18 protein-coding genes are annotated in these 18,843 nt (G+C 50.7%); 9 read left to right on the top strand and 9 right to left on the bottom strand.

Features of this window, described 5'->3' with window-relative positions; genetic code table 11:
• Position 1: 1 nt before the first annotated feature.
• Both ACTHUG_RS09210 and ACTHUG_RS09205 read right to left on the bottom strand, forming a co-directional pair.
• Entirely contained in the window at positions 2–628 is a 627-nt protein-coding gene (locus tag ACTHUG_RS09210) for a phosphatase PAP2 family protein (RefSeq protein ID WP_440386568.1), read from the bottom strand.
• Positions 628–1,428, bottom strand: a complete 801-nt coding sequence (locus ACTHUG_RS09205; protein ID WP_440386569.1) for a competence/damage-inducible protein A — start codon at positions 1,426–1,428, stop codon at positions 628–630. Before ACTHUG_RS09205 ends, ACTHUG_RS09210 begins: the two co-directional genes overlap by 1 nt.
• Before the next feature lie 109 nt (positions 1,429–1,537).
• Here ACTHUG_RS09205 and argG point away from each other — a divergent pair, with 109 nt between their 5' ends.
• From argG to ACTHUG_RS09180, 5 genes are all read left to right on the top strand, one after another.
• The gene (gene argG, locus ACTHUG_RS09200; protein ID WP_070583756.1) at positions 1,538–2,881 is read left to right on the top strand and encodes an argininosuccinate synthase; all 1,344 of its coding nucleotides are present in this window, start codon (positions 1,538–1,540) and stop codon (positions 2,879–2,881) included.
• A gap of 43 nt (positions 2,882–2,924) precedes the next feature.
• Positions 2,925–3,140, top strand: coding sequence for a DUF4177 domain-containing protein (locus ACTHUG_RS09195; protein WP_295700129.1), 216 nt, complete (start codon positions 2,925–2,927; stop codon positions 3,138–3,140).
• 45 nt (positions 3,141–3,185) lie between these two features.
• Complete coding sequence (locus ACTHUG_RS09190; RefSeq protein ID WP_003749374.1) at positions 3,186–3,782, top strand: DUF4240 domain-containing protein; 597 nt, start codon at positions 3,186–3,188, stop codon at positions 3,780–3,782.
• 178 nt (positions 3,783–3,960) lie between these two features.
• Positions 3,961–4,410 carry a DUF3290 domain-containing protein gene (locus ACTHUG_RS09185; protein WP_440386570.1) on the top strand — a complete coding sequence of 150 codons (450 nt, stop codon included), beginning with the start codon at positions 3,961–3,963 and terminating at the stop codon, positions 4,408–4,410.
• Positions 4,411–4,422: 12 nt separating this feature from the next.
• Positions 4,423–5,055 (top strand): DUF421 domain-containing protein, encoded by a 633-nt coding sequence (locus tag ACTHUG_RS09180; protein WP_440386571.1) that lies wholly within the window; start codon positions 4,423–4,425, stop codon positions 5,053–5,055.
• A 72-nt stretch (positions 5,056–5,127) separates the two neighbouring features.
• Here ACTHUG_RS09180 and ACTHUG_RS09175 read toward each other — a convergent pair whose 3' ends face one another.
• From ACTHUG_RS09175 to ACTHUG_RS09165, 3 genes are all read right to left on the bottom strand, one after another.
• Positions 5,128–5,499, bottom strand: a complete 372-nt coding sequence (locus tag ACTHUG_RS09175; RefSeq protein ID WP_036493639.1) for a DUF488 domain-containing protein — start codon at positions 5,497–5,499, stop codon at positions 5,128–5,130.
• A 64-nt stretch (positions 5,500–5,563) separates the two neighbouring features.
• Positions 5,564–6,346, bottom strand: coding sequence for an indole-3-glycerol phosphate synthase TrpC (gene trpC / locus ACTHUG_RS09170; protein WP_440386572.1), 783 nt, complete (start codon positions 6,344–6,346; stop codon positions 5,564–5,566).
• 141 nt (positions 6,347–6,487) lie between these two features.
• Positions 6,488–7,960, bottom strand: a complete 1,473-nt coding sequence (locus tag ACTHUG_RS09165) for a malate:quinone oxidoreductase (RefSeq protein ID WP_254343461.1) — start codon at positions 7,958–7,960, stop codon at positions 6,488–6,490.
• Between the two features lie 431 nt (positions 7,961–8,391).
• Between ACTHUG_RS09165 and ACTHUG_RS09160 the strand changes: the two genes are divergently transcribed.
• From ACTHUG_RS09160 to ACTHUG_RS09145, 4 genes are all read left to right on the top strand, one after another.
• Entirely contained in the window at positions 8,392–8,886 is a 495-nt protein-coding gene (locus ACTHUG_RS09160) for a hypothetical protein (protein WP_440386573.1), read from the top strand.
• An 82-nt stretch (positions 8,887–8,968) separates the two neighbouring features.
• Positions 8,969–9,598 carry a 16S rRNA (guanine(527)-N(7))-methyltransferase RsmG gene (gene rsmG, locus ACTHUG_RS09155; RefSeq protein WP_036493627.1) on the top strand — a complete coding sequence of 210 codons (630 nt, stop codon included), beginning with the start codon at positions 8,969–8,971 and terminating at the stop codon, positions 9,596–9,598.
• A 67-nt stretch (positions 9,599–9,665) separates the two neighbouring features.
• Positions 9,666–10,436, top strand: coding sequence for a ParA family protein (locus tag ACTHUG_RS09150; RefSeq protein ID WP_049336841.1), 771 nt, complete (start codon positions 9,666–9,668; stop codon positions 10,434–10,436).
• A gap of 263 nt (positions 10,437–10,699) precedes the next feature.
• A complete protein-coding gene (locus tag ACTHUG_RS09145) occupies positions 10,700–11,737 on the top strand; it encodes a ParA family protein (RefSeq protein WP_440386574.1) in 1,038 nt (345 codons plus the stop codon).
• A 65-nt stretch (positions 11,738–11,802) separates the two neighbouring features.
• Here the strand turns inward: ACTHUG_RS09145 and ACTHUG_RS09140 are convergent, their stop codons facing one another.
• The 4 genes from ACTHUG_RS09140 to hrpA all read right to left on the bottom strand — a co-directional run bounded on the left by ACTHUG_RS09140 (position 11,803) and on the right by hrpA (position 18,754).
• Entirely contained in the window at positions 11,803–14,757 is a 2,955-nt protein-coding gene (locus ACTHUG_RS09140; protein WP_440386575.1) for a DUF3418 domain-containing protein, read from the bottom strand.
• Positions 14,758–14,822: 65 nt separating this feature from the next.
• The gene (locus tag ACTHUG_RS09135; protein ID WP_440386609.1) at positions 14,823–16,400 is read right to left on the bottom strand and encodes a phosphoethanolamine transferase; all 1,578 of its coding nucleotides are present in this window, start codon (positions 16,398–16,400) and stop codon (positions 14,823–14,825) included.
• Between the two features lie 257 nt (positions 16,401–16,657).
• A complete protein-coding gene (locus ACTHUG_RS09130; RefSeq protein WP_070825797.1) occupies positions 16,658–17,245 on the bottom strand; it encodes a hypothetical protein in 588 nt (195 codons plus the stop codon).
• Positions 17,246–17,359: 114 nt separating this feature from the next.
• Complete coding sequence (hrpA, locus tag ACTHUG_RS09125; protein WP_440386576.1) at positions 17,360–18,754, bottom strand: ATP-dependent RNA helicase HrpA; 1,395 nt, start codon at positions 18,752–18,754, stop codon at positions 17,360–17,362.
• Positions 18,755–18,843 lie beyond the last annotated feature (89 nt).

The raw sequence follows: 18,843 nt of genomic DNA, 5'->3' as shown, positions 1-18,843 counted from the left end.
TCTATTTTTCAGACGGCCTGAAGATAAGCATATACACCAGCAAGGCAGTCAGCGTGCCGTTTGTCCAACCTGCCCAAACATCGGTGGGATAATGCACGCCCAAATAAATGCGTGAAAACCCGGTCAACAGGGCAAAGGCAATACCGACCACCCAAGCGGCGCGGCGGTAGCGCGTGCGGCGGCAAAGCAATATCAGCATGACGGCAATGGCGGCGGAAAACGTACTGTGGCCGCTGGGGAAGGAAAAATTGCTCTCTTCAATCAGGCGCGGCCAAAGCAGCGGACGTTCGCGGGCAAACCAAACCTTCACAATCAGCATGTTCACAGTCGGCACCAATGCCGCCAACACGCAAAACAGTGCCTCGCGCTTCTTATTGGCGAAATACAGGGCTGTGGCGACTGCGCCGATCAGCGGCACGGCAATCGCGGTTTTGCCCAGATAGTGCAACACGGTGGCAATCGGGTCAAACCATGTTCCCGCGTGGGCATGGACAGCGTGCATCAGCGGCGGCTCAAAAGCGAAGCCGCCATATTGCGCCAGCCAAATGCCGATGATGAGGGTCGGCGGTAAAAACAGCAAAGAGGCAAAAATCAGTGCGCGTCTGGATTGGGCCGGAGACAAGTACATTATTCCACCGTTTCTTTCAAAGTCGCGCCAATTGCCTGCAAACCCTGCAACGCATCTGCCCACGCTGCATCCAGCAAGCGGCAGGCCTCGCCTTCCGCTTTGATGCCGAACTCGATATGCGGCGGAGTATAACGGCCGTCTGAAGCGGTACGGCCCACGGTGGGCAGGCTGTACGAACGGACACCGGCGTAGGTACGCTCAAGATGTTCCATAATCGGCGTAATGCGCGATTCGGGTTGGTCGAACACATACACGCTGCGGCTGCCGCGTTCGGTTTGGTTGAAGCGGTCGGCGTAATAAGTTTCCAATACCCATTCGGCCATCGGGTGCGCCATCACGGGGAAGCCGGGGAAGAAATAATGCTCACGGATGGAAAATCCGGCGATGTTGTTAAACGGATTGGGTACCAATTCCGCGCCTTCGGGAAAATCCGCCATTTTCAGGCGTTGGGTGTGTTCCGGCGAATCGAGCGGCTCGCCACGTTTCAGGGTTACGCCTTCGATAAACTTGGCGGCTTCAGGATGACGGACGACGGGCAAATCCAAAGCAGCCGCTGCGGCCTGGCGCGTGTGGTCGTCAGGTGTAGAGCCGATGCCGCCGGTAACGAAAGTTGGCAGGCCGTCTGAAAAGCTGCGGCGCAGCTGTTTGACCAGCAAATCGGGCTCGTCAGGCAGGTATTGCACCTGATTGAGTTTCAGCCCGTGCGATTCCAATAAAGATTTAAAAAAGGTGAAATGCTTGTCTTGACGGCTGCCGTGCAGGATTTCGTCGCCGATGATAATGAGGTTAAAAGCGTTCATGATGAGGTTTCTTTAATACGGCCCTCCGAACATTCAGACGGCCTATTGCTGACAATGTATTCCATTTATAAGATAATGGTTTCAACTTTTCAAGTCTGGAGAAATTCCCATGAGCCAAAACCATACCATTTTACAAAATCTCCCCATCGGTCAAAAAGTCGGCATCGCCTTCTCCGGCGGTCTTGATACCTCTGCCGCGCTGTTGTGGATGAAACTCAAAGGCGCGCTGCCTTATGCCTACACTGCCAACCTTGGTCAACCTGACGAAGACGATTACAACGCCATTCCCAAAAAAGCGATGGAATACGGTGCGGAAAACGCCCGCCTGATTGACTGCCGCGCGCAGTTGGCACACGAAGGCATCGCCGCCATCCAATGCGGCGCGTTCCACGTTTCCACCGGCGGCATCGCCTATTTCAACACCACGCCTCTGGGCCGCGCCGTTACCGGCACCATGCTCGTTTCCGCCATGAAAGAAGACGATGTGAATATCTGGGGCGACGGCAGCACCTACAAAGGCAACGACATCGAGCGTTTCTACCGCTACGGCCTCTTGACCAATCCCGCGCTGAAAATCTACAAACCTTGGCTCGACCAACAATTTATCGACGAACTCGGCGGCCGTCACGAAATGAGCGAATTTCTGATTGCCAACGGCTTCAACTACAAAATGTCGGTGGAGAAAGCCTATTCCACCGACTCCAATATGCTCGGCGCGACACATGAAGCCAAAGATTTGGAATTCCTCAACAGCGGCATCAAAATCGTCAAACCCATCATGGGCGTTGCCTTTTGGGACGAAAACGTCGAAGTCAAACCCGAAGAAGTCAGCGTGCGCTTTGAAGAAGGCGTGCCCGTTGCACTGAACGGCAAAGAATACGCCGACCCCGTCGAACTCTTCCTCGAAGCCAACCGCATCGGTGGCCGCCACGGTTTGGGCATGAGCGACCAAATCGAAAACCGCATCATCGAAGCCAAATCGCGCGGCATCTACGAAGCCCCGGGCATGGCATTGTTCCACATCGCCTACGAACGCTTGGTGACCGGCATCCACAACGAAGACACCATCGAACAATACCGCATCAACGGCCTGCGCCTCGGCCGCCTGCTCTACCAAGGCCGCTGGTTTGACAGCCAAGCCCTCATGTTGCGCGAAACCGCCCAACGCTGGGTCGCCAAAGCCATCACCGGCGAAGTAACCCTCGAGCTGCGCCGCGGCAACGACTACTCGATTCTGAACACCGAATCGCCCAACCTGACCTACCAACCGGAACGCCTGAGCATGGAAAAAGTCGAAGACGCAGCGTTCACACCGCTCGACCGCATCGGCCAACTGACCATGCGCAACCTCGACATCACCGACACCCGCGCCAAACTGGGTATTTACTCGCAAAGCGGTTTGTTGTCCTTGGGCGAAGGCTCCGTATTACCGCAATTGAATAATAAGGAGTAGAATCAGGGGGCTTTAAAGCCCCCTGATTTTTCAAAGGAATAAAATGAAAGAATATAAAGCCATCATTTATCAAGAGAACCTGCTTTCCAGCTTGATTTTCGGCAGCGCCAAAATCAATCCGGTCAAATTCAGCGATTTCCTCAACAGCCACGCCTCACAAGGCTGGAAGGTTGTTACCATGGAAAAAGACCAGCGCCGCATGCTGCTGTTTTTCGTGCGTGAAGCCTACGTCGTCATTTTGGAAAAAGAACGTGTTTAAGCTCGGCGTCTATGCCTGTCTCGGATTGTTCGGAAGATTGGAGCCATGACAATCAACGATTTTTGGAACATCATTGATCAAGCACGTCCTGAATCTCGCAATATTGGAGAATTCAACCAAAACTTGAATCGGTTATTGGAATCTTTACCAGATGAGGATTTATTATATTTTGATTATTTCTTTAAGATGTACGAATGCACAATTATTGCCAGTCCCAATAGATTAATTTGGTCTGCGCTATCTTTGGTGTACGGTGGTAAGCATAAATACAATACTTATGGCTTCGCAGCTTGGCTGATTTTGCAAGGTAAAAGCCACTATCTTGCTGTTTTACACGATGCCGATCGGCTGGCTGATACTGAAGCTACTCAAAACTATTGCAGTGGTAACTTGAAGGGGCATGAGCATGAGTTTCCTGAACAACGTTACTTGGCAGGCAGAATATACAGCAAGAGAAACCGTATCGGTATTCGCGCATTCGAAAAAACTACCAAAGAATTCGCCCCAAAAGCCAACACAGAGTGGCAAAAAATCGAACAGCAAGAATTAAACTCTCCCACCTTTCAGTCCAATAGAAATTGGACACTGGAAGATCTTGCCGTGATACTACCCAATACCTATCAAAAATATATATGTGTATGAATGTACAATTAAATACATATCCGAAAAGAAAATGAAAGACGATGGATTTATCAACTGATACCGCTTTAAAAACACCCTATTTTGAAAACTTAACGCAACATCCTTGTTTAATAGACGAGGCCGTCTGAAATGTAAGTTTCAGACGGCCTGATTACCCCTCCCAAATTTATCAAATACCATGAAATTCTTTTCCCTCTTTTATCTTGAAAACCATATGTATTTCGACGACTACTTGAAATACGTCCTGATTTTCGCCACCCTCGTCATACTCATGCTCGCCGTATCGCAATACCTGCGCCACCGCATGGACACCAAATACCGCGACCTGAGCATTATTGCGCTGCTATTGCTCATCCTCATCGGCAGCACGCAATATCTTTCGTACAGCGAGCGTCAAAACTTTGCCTCCGATACTTCGAGCATGGTGGGTTTTCTCAATGCCTTGATTGAAAAACAAAAAGTTGAAAAACAAGACATCATCGTCAACAGCACGCGCCTATTCGACGGCATGATTATCGGCATCAAAAGCCAATACTATGAAGTCCATTTCAATCAAGACTTCTCCGCCTACACGCTGACGCCCATCAATTTGGTCAACAACAATATCGAACTCATCGATAAAGAATAACAGGATACACACATGGAAGCATACTCCCTGCTCGCCCTCAAACTACTGATGGGTATTTTAGGTTTGATTTTGCAAATCCACCTCTTAGCCAAAAGCAACCTCGCGCCGACCTCCGCCATGGACCAAGTGCAAAACTATGTACTCGGCGCCATCATCGGCGGCGTGATTTACAGCGACAGCGTCAGCCTGCTGCAATTTTTCCTCGTACTGATTTTGTGGACGCTGTTGGTCTTGAGCCTGAAATTCATCAAAAACCACAACCACTGGGTCAAATCCGTGATTGACGGTAAATCCGTTTGGATCATCGTCAACGGCGAAGTCCAAGCAGAAGAATGTATGAAAAACGGCATCAGCGCACACGACCTCATGTTCAAACTCCGCGCCGCCGGCATCTACGAAATCTCTGCCGTCAAACGTGCCGTGTTGGAACAAAACGGCCAGCTCGCCGTCATTAAGTACGGCGACGAGAGCCTGCGCTATCCGCTGATTACAGACGGCCAAGTCGACCCCGACATCCTCGAAATCATTAAGCGTGACGAAGAGTGGCTGCAACAAGAACTCGACCGCCTCCACCTTGAAGCCTCGCAAGTCTATATCGGCGAATACATAGACGGAAAATTGGTGGCACACCCTTATCCTTCTTGATTTGAAAATAGCAGGCCGCCTGAAACCTTGATTTCAGACGGCCTTTTTGTATTCAGCTCAAACACTGATTTTTTAATCACGATATTCAAACGTTGCGCCCAAAAATTGAGCCAGTGCGGAAACGTGGGAATGTCGGGGGTCTTTGACGGCGGTCAGCAACAAAATATTGCCGTGTTGTTTTTCCAAATCCAGTAGCCGCTTGATGGCGGCCTGCTCGGCATCGCCTTGCAGCTCTTCGTGATAACGGCTGACAAAACCGTCAAAATTTTGAGCCGGATTTTCATGATACCAGCGGCGCAGGTTTGCACTGGGCGTAATGTCTTTCAACCAAAGTGCCGTAGCGAAAACTTCTTTATGGACGCCGCGCGGATAGAGGCGGTCGATAAAGACGGCGGTTTGTTTAGAATCGGGTTGATAGGCGTAAATGCGCTGTACGGTAAACATTTTTTCTCGTCTCCAATGGATTCAGGCCGTCTGAAAATTCAGACGGCCTGATGTTTTTTAGGGTTTAAAACAGTTTTTTGACTTCTGCTTCTATGTCGTCGGCACGCATAAAGGTTTCGCCGATCAGGAAAGTATGCACGCCATGGCCGCGCATGAAATCAACGTCTTCTTTGTTGCGGATGCCGCTTTCGGTAACAACAGTTTTGCCGTTTAATTCGGGCAAGAGGTCGAGGGTTTGTTGCAGGGTCACTTCAAACGTACGCAGGTTGCGGTTGTTGACGCCCCACAACGGCGTGGTCATGTTGCGGCATTTTTCCAGCTCGGACGCATCGTGCAACTCCAACAATACGGTCATGCCCAATTCGTGGGCAACGGCTTCAAAACGCTCAAGCTGCCCGGCTTCCAGTGCGGCGGCAATCAGGAGAATTGCATCCGCACCCCACGCGCGCGCCTGATAGATTTGGTATTCGTCGATGATGAAATCTTTACGCAAGACCGGCAGCGCCACAGCCGCACGCGCCTGTTTCAAATACTCGGGCGAGCCTTGGAAGTAAGGTTCGTCCGTCAACACGGACAAACAGGCCGCGCCGGCTTTTTCATAGGCGGCGGCGATTTCGGCAGGATGAAAATCAGGGCGGATCAGGCCTTTGCTCGGGCTGGCTTTTTTGACTTCGGCAATAATGGCGGGCAGATTCTGCGCGTGTTTTTCACGGATCGAGCCGATAAAGCTGCGAACTGGCGCGGCTGCCTGCGCTTGGGCTTTGATGTCTTCCAAGGAAACGGCGGCTTTTTGGACGGCCACTTCTTCTGCTTTGGTGGCAAGGATTTTGTTGAGAATATCGGTCATGGCGTTTTTCTACTGAGCTGATTTTCGGGTTTGAATCGTGCAACATGCCGTTGCCGATTAGGTTTCAGACGGCCTGAATGCCGTTATTTTAATGGTTTGAAAAAAGGCGGGCAAGAATGCCCGCCTTTGTGCTTGCTTCAATTAGTGGTGTATGCCCAAAACGGTCGCATTGTGACTGATGATTTCGTCTGCCAAAGACGGATTGTCGTTCAGCTTGATGCCGTAACCGGGCACCAATTCTTTTAGACGGCCTGACCATGATTCGGCATGATCGGGGAAGCATTGGTGGACGAGTCTGATCATCAGCGGAACTGCTGTCGATGCACCGGGAGACGCGCCCAGCAATGCGGCCAACGAGCCGTCGGCATGGGCGACGATTTCGGTACCGAATTGGAGTACGCCGCCTTTTTTCGGGTCTTTTTTGATGATCTGCACACGCTGACCGGCGGTAATCAGTTCCCAATCGTCAGGGTTGGCTTCGGGATAGTAGTCGAGCAGCGAGGCGAAGCGTTCTTCTTTGGTTTTGCGCAATTCGCCCAAGAGGTATTTGGTCAGCGGCATATTGTCCCAACCGGCGCGGAGCATAGGATAGAGGTTGTCCATGTGGATGGACATCGGCAAATCCATGAGCGAGCCTTGTTTGAGGAAGTTGGGGCGGAAGCCTGCATACGGACCGAACATCAAATGGCGTTGGCCGTCCACGTTGCGGGTATCCAAGTGCGGAACGGACATTGGGGGTGCGCCGACGGAGGCTTGGCCGTACACTTTGGCGTTGTGTTGCGCGGCCGTTTCGGGATTGCTGTTGCGGAAGAAGAGGCCGGAAACCGGAAAGCCGCCGTAGCCTTTGCCTTCGGGGATACCGGATTTTTGCAGCAGGGTCAGTGCGCCGCCGCCTGCGCCGAGGAAGACGAAACGGGTGCGGAGTGTCAACGGGTCGTCATCGTCTTTGGTGCTGCTGGTTTTCAGCACCCATGCGCCGTCCGATTCGCGGTTGAGGTCGTCGACATGGCGGTTGAATTTGATTTTTACGCCTTTGTCGCTCAAGTATTTGACCATCTGGCGGGTCAGGCTGCCGAAATCGACGTCTGTGCCTTCGGCGGAGTAGTTGGCGGCGATGGATTGGTTTTCATCACGGCCGTTGACAACCAGCGGCGCCCATTCGGCAATTTTGGCGCGGTCTGTAGAAAACTCCATTTTTTCAAAGAGTTTTTGGTTTTTGAACACGTCGAAACGTTTTTGCAGATAATCGCAATGATCGGCGTTCATCACCAGCGACATGTGGGGGACGGAATTGATGAAAGAGCGGTCGGCCAGTTTGCCTTCTTCAACCAAAGATGCCCAAAACTGGCGGCTGATGTGGAATTGTTCGGCAATATTGAGGGCGCGGGTCGGATCGATCGTACCGTCGGCAGTCAGGGGGGCATAGTTCAATTCGCACAGGGCAGAGTGTCCCGTACCGGCGTTGTTCCATGCATTTGATGATTCCAACGCTACATCTTCCAGGCGTTCGATCAGGGTAATTTCCCAAGATGGTTCGAGCTCCTTGAGCAATACGCCCAAAGTGGCGCTCATAATGCCGCCGCCTACTAATACGACATCGGTTGCTTCAGCCATGGTTTTACTCCTACTAAAGTCAGGCATGGTTTGCCTTGTGGTTATCTATCATTATAAACAACTGATTTCAGAGGAATTGTTTTGTTTTTGTAGTGTGTGAAACTTTTTTGCCTGCTGAGTTTCCGAGCATAAAGGGCGGGAGGCAGTTTCGGTTTGGGTTCCAGATTTCAGGTCTTTATAATATGTTATTGAGAATTTAGTAGATTTTACGGAGAAATGCAAAGATTTTCTGTTCGGTTCATATAAAAATAAGAGATTAGGCCGTCTGAAAACGTTTTTTTAACCTTTATCCACCAACGTTTTCCAAGAAAAAAGAATTTTTCATTTCTTTTTTAATTGACCGTTTTTGTCAGCAATTTCAGCGCTAACAAACGTGAATCAACCGCCAATCTGCTATCATTTCGACTTATCCTGCAACAAGGCAAACCGCCATGTATCTGACACAAGAAAAACCCTACCGCCCCCTATTGGTCGCACTGATGTTCCTCACCCTGCCGCTGGCGATGATATTGCACAATATCGTGCAAATCGCCTTTTCAGATGGCCAAGGCCTGCTGATAACGGTCAAAGACGGCGCGTGGGCATGGCAAAGCGGCTGGCAGGATTCCGTCGCATGGTTCGTCTGCGGCATGTTTGCCTTCCTCAACCTGCCGATTGCCGGCGGACTGACCAAGCTGGCGTATAAAAAAATGATGCGCCGGCATTCGCGTTACGCCCTATTCCTTGCCGGTGTCGCAGCGTGTGCCTCAGCGGCGGCAGGCTTGATTTTTGAAGCCATCTTAGGCAATGCCGCATTGGCCGGTATGCGCGGACAAAGCGTGTTCTATTACACCCTCTCCGTATGGATCATTGCCATGCTGACCCTGCCCAAACAGCTCACGCGCGCGCCGGAGCAGCCCATCGTCTTTCACAAAATGAAACGTTGATTCAACAGGCGCAAACATTTTCAGACGGCATGCTTTCCGTTACCATTACATCCAACGCGTTTTAACCAATAAGGAATAACAAATGAATCAGGCGCAACAGCTCCGCGACGGCATACAGGCATTGGGTTTGGACATCGACGAAGCCAAACAGGCCAAACTGCTAGACTATGCCGCCCTGCTGCAAAAGTGGAACAAAACCTACAACCTGACCGCCCTGCGCGATCCCGCCCAAACCGTCAGCCATCATCTGCTCGACAGCCTGACCCTCTTGCCCTATATCGAACACGCGCAAACCATGCTCGACGTCGGCTCCGGCGGCGGACAGCCCGGCATACCCACCGCCATCTGCCGCCCCGACCTCGACATCACCCTCCTCGATGCCAACACCAAAAAAACCGCCTTTTTACAACAAGCCGTCATCGAACTCGGCCTTAAAAACGTCCGCGTTATCAGCGGCCGCGTAGAAGCCGCCGCCGACTGCCGCGCCGACGTCATCACCAGCCGCGCCTTTGCCGAACTCGCCGACTTCGTCAACTGGACCGAGCACCTCCTCAAAGACGGCGGCTACTGGGCGGCCATGAAAGGCGTATACCCGCAAGAAGAAATCGACAAACTGCCCGAAAGCGTCGCCGTCGAAAAAGTCGAAGCATTGCATGTCCCCCAACTCAATGCCGAACGCCATATCGTCATCATCCGCAAAAAGGCCGTCTGAAAACAACCCAAGCATACCGAATAACGGTACAATCCAGCCATCCACACTTAACACGACAGCAAAGCACATGAGCGCACAAATCCTCGCCGTCGCCAACCAAAAAGGCGGAGTCGGCAAAACCACCACCACCGTCAACCTAGCCGCCTCCCTGGCCTCCAAAGGCCGCCGCGTCCTCGTCGTCGACCTCGACCCCCAAGGCAACGCCACCACAGGCAGCGGCATCAACAAAGCCACCATCGAAAACGGCGTTTACCAAGTTGTCCTCGGCGAAACCGACATCCCCAACGCCGTCGTCCGCAGCAAAGAAGGCGGCTACGACGTATTGGGTGCCAACCGCACACTGGCCGGCGCAGAAGTCGAACTCGTCCAAGAAATCGCACGCGAAATCCGCCTCAAAAACGCCCTGCAGCTCGTTGCCGACGACTACGACTACGTCCTCATCGACTGCCCCCCGTCCCTGACCCTGCTCACCCTCAACGGCCTGGTCGCCGCCAACGGCGTCATCGTCCCCATGCTTTGCGAATACTACGCCCTCGAAGGCATTTCCGACTTAGTGGCCACCGTCCGTAAAATCCGCCAAGCCATCAACCCCGACCTCGACGTAACCGGCATCGTCCGCACCATGTACGACAGCCGCAGCCGCCTCGTCGTCGAAGTCAGCGAACAGCTCAAACAACACTTCGGCAACCTGCTCTTCGATACCGTCATCCCCCGCAACATCCGCCTCGCCGAAGCCCCCAGCCACGGCCTCCCCGCCCTCGCCTACGACGCCCACGCCAAAGGCACCCAGGCTTATCTCGACTTGGCCGATGAACTGATTGCACGGTTGGAAAAATAAACAGAAATATGAATATAAAAAGGCCGTCTGAAAGTTGGGAAATACTTTCAGACGGCCTTTGGTTTAGTTAGGAAGAACATTTTTAAAAAAGACCGCGTGCGTGCGTACCGCACACACGCGGTTGCAGGCTACGGCTTACTAATGCGCAAAAAGCAAATGGTAAAATAAATACTTTACAATGTATAATTTTTACCTTATAGTGTAAAAATCTCACGATAGCTAGTGAAAAAATATTTTTTAACTATTTAGAAAAAGGACTACTTATGAACAAATTTGCCTTTTGGAATAATAAAGGTGGAACAGGTAAAACTAGTTTGGCATTTCAAACTATTTGTACTTATGCACAAAAATACCCAGAAAAAAGAATTCTAGTTGTAGATTTATGTCCACAAGCAAATCTATCTGAGTTATTGCTTGGAGGCCAATCAGGTGGAGGAACACAACGATTCATGAAAATTATCCATGGTGTGGATACCCGTAAAAGTATTGGTGGTTACTTTCATAAAAGATTATCATCACCGTTTGATGCAAATAATATAAATCCTAATGATTATATTATTACTCCATACCATGAAGAGACACAACATGGAAATAATAATATTGCCAGTAACATTGATTTAATTTGTGGAGACCCACTCATTGAGTTACAAACCAGTGCAATGAATACATTATCAAATACAGAAATTCCAACAATAAATAGCTGGGAAAAAATTATTGATTGGCTGAATGATTTATTAAATGCGACAGAAGGTATGTATGATCAAGTGTTTATTGATACGAATCCAAGTTTTTCGATATATACGCAAATTGCCCTAGCTGCTGCTGATGGCGTAATTGTTCCAGTTATGGCTGATGACTCATCAAGAAGAGCTTTTCAAAATGTATTAGCACTGTTATATGGTATAAGGTTACCTTCTGATGTATATAAGCAATATACTTTTGCTACTAAAATGCAATCATATGGTAAAAGAGTACCTAAAATTAAACTTATTGTTAGAAATAGGATGACCCAATATATGGGGGAAGCATCTGCTTATAATGCAGTATTACAAGGTATTAATGATGATCTGCAAGATGCTATTTCAGCATATCCTGAATATTTTGACTTTAATAACTTAGAAAAAGGTACGGTAAGCATTAAAGATTTTGGCACTACAGGTGTTGTTTCTTTTGCAAGAGGCTGTCCTTTTATTAATATGAGCTCTGGTACTCTAACTGTGAATAAAAAACGAATCGTTGTGAAACGTGAGTATTTAGATACAATTCAATTTCATATCGGAGAATTAGTAAAAAAAATATAATTTGAAACTTGATTTAAAACCCACAATGTTATAAGTATAAAGCAAAGCATTGTGGGTGAAATGCGTTACCTAGATATTCCTTCCCACTCCTTCAACAACCTCTTCACCGACACCGGATACGGCGTCTTCAACTCTTGCGCAAACAGCGACACTCTCAATTCTTCAATCATCCATTTAAACCCTGCAAGGTCGTCTGAAACGGGTAGTCCTTGTTTCACCAAGCTGTCGGTTTTTTCCTGCCACATTTGTTCCAACTCTTGGATATCGGCTTCGCGGGCGGCGTCTCGTGATGGGTTGCTGCTGTATTTTTCAAGACGCAGGGTCATGGCTTTGAGGTAGATGGGGAGGCGCGGCCATTGTGCCCACGGGGTGCGGGTGGCGAAGCCGGCGGCGAGCAGGGTTTGCAGGCGTTGACGCAGGAGGTGGGTAAGCGGGTGTTTGCCGAGTTTGCCGTTGAGTTCGGCGTAGGCGGCGGCGGTTTCCTGCAGGTAGCGGCTGAGGGCTTCTTTGACGGCAGGCAGGCGGCTGCGGGCGCGTTTGATTTGTTCTTTGAAGGCTTTTTCGTTGCGCGGCAGCTCGTCTTCGCCGATAAAGGCGCGGTCACAGACGGCCTGTGTGAGGTCGTCGCGCAGGGTGTCGGCGTTGATGTGTTTGAGCAGCATGGCGGCTTGGGTGAAGCCTTGGATGCCTTTGTTCAGGTCTTTAACTTGTTCTTTTAGTTGCAGTTTCATGAGTTCGATCACGCCTAATCTGTGGGCTTGTTCGGCGGCGGCAGATGTGTCGAACAGGCGCAGGGCGATGCGGCCGTCTTTTTCTTTTTGCAGGCCGAGGTAGCCGGTGAGCTGTTGTTTGCCGCGTGCGAACTTGATGGATTCGGGCAGAGTGCCGATGTCCCATGTGGTCACGTTGTCGCGCTCGAATTCTTGGGTGTTGTCGCGGAAGGTGACGGCGGCGGCTTGGCCGAGCTGTTGTTGCAATTCGTGCAGTTTGCGGCCGCCGGCAAGCTCTTGTCCGCCGTCGTCGATAATGCGCAGATTCAGATAGCAGTGTTCGGGCAATTCTTGCGCCGCCCATGCGTCTTGGTCGATTTGCTCGAGAATCCGCATATCGCCGGCGCTCTTGGCGATAAAGTGTGCCAACTGGGGAATGATGGCCGCTTGGCGGTCAGGATTGCTTTCGAGAAATTTGGTGATGAAATCGGGTACGGGCACGCAAATGCGGCGGATTTGCTTCGGCAGTGCTTTAATCAGTAGCTGGATTTTTTCACGTAACATACCGGGCACCAGCCATTCAAGCGACGGCGCGTGCAGGCGGTTGAGGACGGTCAGCGGCACGGTCATGGTCACGCCGTCGAGCGGATGGTGCGGCTCGAAGCGGTAGGAAAGTTTGAACTTGCCGTCTGCGGTTTGCCAGAATTTGGGGAATTGCTCTTCGGTAATGTGCGCGGCGGCGTGTTGCATCAGATCGTCGCGGCTGAGGAACAGCAGGCGCGGATTGTCGCGCTCGGCGGTTTTGAGCCAGGCTTCAAAGGTACGGATATCGGCAAGGGGCAAAGGTTTCAGACGGCCTTTTTGAGATGCTGGCTGCTTTTTGGGTTTGGGGTTGTCTGAAACATTTTGTCGGGTATGTGAACTCGGTTCACGCTCGCGGTTGGACGCATCTTTGGCATCTGCGTGCGCGGCTTGCGCCACACGCCCTGCGTTTCGCTGGTTTGCTTGTCCGTTTTGTCCGGCTACGTTATCCGACTGGGTTTGTCCGCCCTCTTCACTTCCCCAAACGCCGCCTTTCGCATCTTTCCACACCAGCTCGGGCAGGCGTTCGTTATAAAACGCAAACAGGGCTTCGTCATCGACCAATACGTCTTGCTTGCGCGATTTGTGTTCGAGTTCGGTAATTTCTTTAATCAGCTTTTTATTGTGGACAAAAAAGGCCGTCTGAAGATTGCTTTCCTGCGCCACCAATGCGCCGCGGATAAAGATTTCGCGCGCTTCTTCGGGTGCAACTTTGCCGTAAGACACGGGGCGGCGCGGCAATACGGTCAGGCCGTAAAGCGTCACGCGTTCGCTGGCGACGACTTCGCCGCGTTTTTGTTCCCAGTGTGGCTCGAAATAGTGGTAGCGGACGAGGTGCGGCGCTTCCTGCTCTATCCATTCGGGCTGGATAACGGCGACGTCGCGCGCGTAAAGGCGCGTGGTCTCAACCAATTCTGCCGCCATCACCCATTTGGGTTTGGCTTTGAACAGGGCGGAGGCGGGAAAAAGGTGGAAGCGGCTGCCGCGCGCACCGGTGTAGTCGTTGCCGTCGGGCGATTTCATGCCGACGTTGGCGATAAGGCCGGTCAGCAGGGCGCGGTGGATTTGTTCGTAGCCGGCTTCTTTTGCGGCGCGGATTTGGGCGCGGTGTTGTTTCTTATCCAGTTGTTTTTGTTTGAGTTTGGCCGCTAAATCTTGGTCACCTTGGCTTTCAGACGGCCTTAATTGTTCTTGGGAAGGAGGTTGTCTAAACGCGGCTTCTTTGGTGGTTAAGCCCATTTCAATCGCGGTTTGGGCAAGCTGGTGGTGCAGCTCGCGCCATTCGCGCATCCGCAGGTGCGACAGGAAATATTGGCGGCACCATTGCACCAGCTGCTTGTTGGACAAACCTTTATCACGCTCGCGCTGGAAGCTGTCCCAAATATTCAGATAGGCAAGAAAGTCGGATTGCTTGTCGGTAAAGCGTTCATGCGCCTTGGCGGCGGCATCGCGCGCTTCCAAAGGCCGCTCGCGCGGGTCTTGAATCGACAGCGCGGACGCAATCACCAGTATTTCCGCCATACAGTCGTGCTTCTTCGCCGCCAGCAAAATACGCGCGATTTTCGGGTCAATGGGCAGGCGCGCCATTTGTTCGCCGAGCTTGGTCAGGCGGTAGCGCGTGTTGGTACCGATATGGCCCGAACTGTTCTGCAGGCCGTCTGAAACATTGACTGGGTTGGATCGGGCATCCATGCCTGATCCGCGTACTTGGTTTTTCATATTTTGCATAGTCTTGTCGGTCGGGCATCTTCCCCGACATCATCTAAATTTGTCTTTATTGGTTTTCACGCCGCTTATTGCGGATAAACATATTCCGCCTTGCCGTCGCGAATGTTCAAGCTGCCTGCATCGCCTGTAATCAGATTGCCCGTTACCGAGCCTTCGCTACAACCTGAAACCGGCATATCGTAGCCCAGCGTGTGAATCAGGAACGTTGAAAGCTGCTGATGGAAGGCAATCTCGCAAGGTGCAAAAGCTTGGTTGGCAGCCTGTTGCACGACCTTATCCGGGCTGTACAACACCAGCGGCACGAGATAGCTGTCGGGCTGCACCGTGCCTTGATTGTAGGTATCTTGGCGCACATACTGACCATGATCGGAGGTATAGGCAAACAGCCAGTTGCCGTCAGGCTGCTTTTGCAGCTGCTCGAATACGGTTTGAATCATTTGGTCGGTTTTGTGGATGGTGTTGTCGTACTTATCCACAATATTGGCTTCGCCGAATACTTTATCTTGAGGCTGCAACAATACGCCGTATGGGACGTGCGAACCGCGTTGGTGCAACACGATAAAATGCTTGCCCTGCTGCAAATTGATTTTGTCAAACAGCGGCAGCAGCTTCTCATCAGGCATATTGTCGCTGTTGCCGTAACCAAGCTGCGTCGGCTGAATCAGATGGTCTATCCATTTCTTACCGATTAAGTTCAAAATCGCCATCTCGTTTTCAGCCTGCGCGCTGTAAAAATACGTTTCATAGCCCTGCTCTTTGGCAAGGCGGAACATATTGGTATCGCCGCTGCTGATTTGCTCATAGCCGTTGGCATGCGGTATCGCATTGAAAAAGCTGGGCAGGGACACAGCCGTCATCAACGCGGCGGAATAGCTTTGTTTCACAATCGGCTTAAAGTCGGCTTGCGAAAGCTGGGTCAAAAACGGCGAAGTCTCACGCCCGTAGCCAAACAGTTTCAAATGCGCCGCGCTTTCGCTTTCGCCCATAATCAGGACGATATTTTGAATACCGCCCTGCCCGATTTTGCTTGGCGCAGGCTGTTTGAACACAGGAATCTTGCTTAAATCAAACAACTGATACGGCAACACGCGCCCGACAAAATAGCCGAAACTGAAATAATTGGCTTTGATGCGGCTGTATGTCGGTTTGGGCGAAATACCGTGTTCCTGCGTCGTACTGAATGAGCGTCCAAAAATCAGCAACATCGCCGCAATAAACAAAATATCGGCGGCAAAATGCGTCTTACGGCGGAACTTGGCAAGACTGCAAAACAACACGACTTCCAACACGCCCCACACCACAGGCAGCCACAACTTATCCAACATCGACGCGCCCGCGCTGCCGACTTCGGTAACCTCTTTCAGCATCAGCCAATAGTTAATGCCCGTCATCCAGCTTTGATAAACCGCATAATGCACATTATTGGCAATAATGCTGAACGCGAAAAATAGCGCAATCAACAAACGCGTCGCCTTATAACGCGCAAACAGATACAGCGCAGCAATCACAAATGTCAGCGCAAACGTTTCCGCCATTTTCGCCGCCGGCAGGGTTTCAATCCCGAATACAAAGCGATAGGCAATTTCGCTGGCAGTAAGTAGAAATGAATACAGAAAGAGAACGAAAAGGGATTTTTTCATAATAGGAAGTTCACAATAAAAGTTGCATGCCGGGTTTTGGGTGTGCGGCAACGGTATTCTTCAGCAGCTATCTGTTTACAGATTGTTTTTCAAAAAACGAGTTCGTCTGAAAGTGGTTTGTCATTTGTCAGATTGTGTCGAGCATGAATACCCAATCTACTCTATTTATAGTGGATTAAAATTGCAATGATACGGCGTTGCCAACGCCCTTATGTACTACCCGTACACGGCGGGCGTTGCCGCCTTGTCTCATTTTTATTTTAATCCACTATAATTTTTCCTTTTAAGAATTTTCCAGTCGTTCCATTCAGTTTATCTCTTGAAATTAATTTGGCTTTAAATTCAAAATTTTTACTGATTCGCACAATTAATAGTTGTTCAAAACTTCCTTTTTTCTTCACGACTACTTGGTTATGTTGTTTTAAAGGAGATATGGTTTTCACTTCAACCAGTTTTCCGTTAATGAAACCATCAGAACCTTCGTGGTTAACGTCCTTATGCCTTTTTAATCCGTATTCTAATTCAGCATAAAGTTCACCTAGTTCTCCCCAAATTTGTAAATATCTTCCTGTAAGTGAATAATATTCTTTTGCATTTTCAATTAAACTATTAAATATTTGCTCTTTAAAATAAGCAGTTTCTTCGTCTTCAATTGTTTCATAACTGACTTGAACATCCGTATCCCAATCTTTAATATCATCAAATAAATTATCAATAATTTGGGTATTTCTATCATCATCTAAATAAACAGCCTCGTAAGGTGCATATCCACAAACTGCGGCTTCCATAATTTCTTCATTACTATAACCACGGTCTCGCATTTCCCATAAAAAATCATAATCACTCATGTTTATACTCCATATATTTTTGTTAATTTTCTAACAGATAGGTCGGACATTTATGTCCAATATTTTTTATAGCTCATCCATCTTCGTCGGGCATTTATGCCCGACCTACGTTTTTCAGACGACCTCCACCGCCCCCAATTCCAGCAACACCTGAAAACCATCATTGATATACCGCTGGTCCGGTGCTTCGAGGAATGGGAACGCCGCCACATCGCCCAGGTTCAGCGATGCCATGCGCAGGATGACGGCGGCGAGGTTGCTGCGGACGATTTCGGGGTCGGTGAATTCGGGGCGGCTGTTGAAATCTTCTTCTGAAAACAGTCGGATACATACGCCTGCGGAGACGCGGCCGCAGCGGCCGGAGCGTTGGCGGGCGGCGGCTTGGGAGATTTTTTCGACATGAAGCTGCTCCACTTTTGCCCGTGCGGAATAGCGTTTGACGCGCGCGAGGCCGGTGTCGATGACGTATTTGATGCCCGGCACGGTGAGTGAGGTTTCGGCGACGTTGGTTGCTAACACAATGCGGCGTTTCGCGCCGGTGGGGTGAAAGATTTTGTGCTGTTCGGCGTGCGACAGGCGTGCGAACAGGGGCAGGATTTCGTCGTTGCGGCGCAGCGTGGATTTTCGCAGGGCTTCGGCGGCTTCGCGGATTTCGCGCTCGCCCGGCAGGAACACCAAAATATCGCCTTCGCCGTAGCGCGCCAATTCGTCGGCTGCATCGACAATCGCGTCGGTCAGCTCGACTTCTGCGTCGTCTTCGTCTTTGCTGGCCAGCGGGCGGTAGAGGATTTCGACGGGATAGGTGCGCCCGCTCACTTCCAGCACAGGCGCGCCGTTGAAGTGTTGGGAGAAGCGTTCTGCATCTATCGTTGCCGAGGTGATGATGACTTTCAAGTCGGGGCGGCGCGGCAGCAGCTGTTTCAAATAGCCCAAGAGGAAGTCGATGTTCAGGCTGCGTTCGTGCGCTTCGTCGATGATAATCGTGTCGTAGGCGGCGAGATAACGGTCGGTCTGGGTTTCCGCCAGCAGGATGCCGTCGGTCATCAGCTTGACGCAGGCATCGCGCGAGGTGTGGTCGGTGAAGCGCACTTTATAGCCGACCGCGCTGCCGATTTCCGATTTCAATTCTTCGGCAATTCGCTCCGCCACCGAGCGCGCGGCCAAACGGCGCGGTTGGGTATGCCCGATCAAACCCGCCGCCCCGCGTCCGAGTTCCAAACAAATCTTGGGCAGCTGCGTGGTTTTGCCCGAACCGGTTTCGCCGCATATAATCGTAACCTGATTTTCGGCAATGGCTTTTTTGATTTCGTCGAGTTTTTCGTGAACGGGCAGCGTGTTATCGAATTCGGGCTTGGGCAGTTTGGACAGGCGTTGCAGATAAAGATCGTGCGATTTTTTGTATTTTTCTTCAACCTTGGCCAAGCCGCCGTATTTTTTTGGGTTTTTAAAGGCGGATTGCAGAAAATGGCGGTCTTTGGAGAGGGTTTGGGCGAAATCGGGTTGCGGCATGATGGTGCAATAAATTGAATAATGTGAAAAGAATGGAATTATAGCAAAAGGCCGTCTGAAACTTGCTTGCTTTCAAGTTTCAGACGGCC

This window comes from Neisseria sp. P0022.S009 (genome assembly GCF_051956675.1).
Lineage (GTDB): Bacteria > Pseudomonadota > Gammaproteobacteria > Burkholderiales > Neisseriaceae > Neisseria.
This window is presented reverse-complemented; position numbering and strand designations above follow the sequence as displayed.